At 64.0% G+C, this 1,109-nt stretch carries 2 protein-coding genes; one reads left to right on the forward strand and one right to left on the reverse strand.

Translation table 11 applies throughout. From position 1 onward, the window contains the following. On the reverse strand, positions 1–418 hold a 418-nt coding region (locus EN991_RS37245; RefSeq protein WP_206519346.1), incomplete at its 3' end, for an ABC transporter permease. A 95-nt stretch (positions 419–513) separates the two neighbouring features. Here EN991_RS37245 and EN991_RS37250 point away from each other — a divergent pair. Then, positions 514–1,109: helix-turn-helix transcriptional regulator (locus tag EN991_RS37250; protein ID WP_127370575.1), on the forward strand; the 596-nt coding region annotated here is incomplete at its 3' end.

Genomic DNA, 1,109 nt, shown 5'->3' on the forward strand with positions numbered 1-1,109 from the left:
GGCCCGCCGGCCCGACCTCCATCGCGTTCAGTTCCTCGCGATATTCGCGCCACAGATCCTCGACCGTCTGGCGGGTCAGAGCGGCGATGATGGGCAACACCAGCAGCGCCTGCGCGCAGACCATGGCGGCGGGCGTGAACAAAAGACCGAACTCGCCCAGCGGCCCGGATCGCGATAGCAGCAGATAGACGGTCAGCCCGACCACCACCGGCGGCAGGCCCATGAAACCGTTCAGCACCACGACGATCGCCGAACGACCTGGAAAGCGCGAGAGCGCGATAATTGCGCCAAGCGGCAGGCCGGCGACCATGGCAATCGCGACAGCCGAAAGGCTGACCGCGAGCGACAGGCGCACGATGGCAAACAGCGTCGCGTCACCGCTCGCGATCAGTTGCCATGCGCCCAGCCCTTCCGACATTGCTCCTCGCAATCCTGTCCAGCGCCAATGTCCTGCAACTCTTCCGCCAGAGTCAAATTCTTGAACCGGCACAGAAATATGCATATCAATGCAGGATGGAATTTCTGACGACATCTGAAGCCGCCGACTATCTGCGCATTGGCGAACGCAAGCTTTACGAACTGATTGCGCAGCAGCGCCTCCCCTGCAGCAAGGTGGCCGGCAAATGGCTGTTTCCCCGACATGAACTCGACCATTGGGTCATGTCGGGACTGGTCCGGCCCGGAGGAATGATTCAATCCGACCCGCCGCCGATCGTCGGTGGCAGCCAGGATGATCTGCTCGAATGGAGCCTGCGTCAGTCGGGCTCCGGCCTGGCCTTTCTGACAGAAGGCACGGAAGCCGGCGTGACACGCCTGCTGCGCGGCGAGGTGTCTGTCGCCGCGATCCATTTCCACAGCGACGACCCGGACCCGAATGTCGCCGCGATTGCGACGAGGCCGCGGCTGTACGATGCGGTGCTGGTCGGATTCGCCCGCCGCGAGCAGGGCCTGCTGCTGGCGCCAGGCAATCCGAAATCGCTCAACAAGTTGACCGACGTACTTGCGACCGGCGCGCGCATTGCGGTCCGTCAACGCGGCGCAGGCGCGGACATGCTGCTCGCTTTGTTGCTGACGGATGCCGGCGCGAGCCACGGCGAGGTCAACCGACT

Source organism: Mesorhizobium sp. M7A.F.Ca.US.005.03.2.1 (genome assembly GCF_003997795.1).
GTDB classification, from domain to species: domain Bacteria; phylum Pseudomonadota; class Alphaproteobacteria; order Rhizobiales; family Rhizobiaceae; genus Mesorhizobium; species Mesorhizobium ciceri.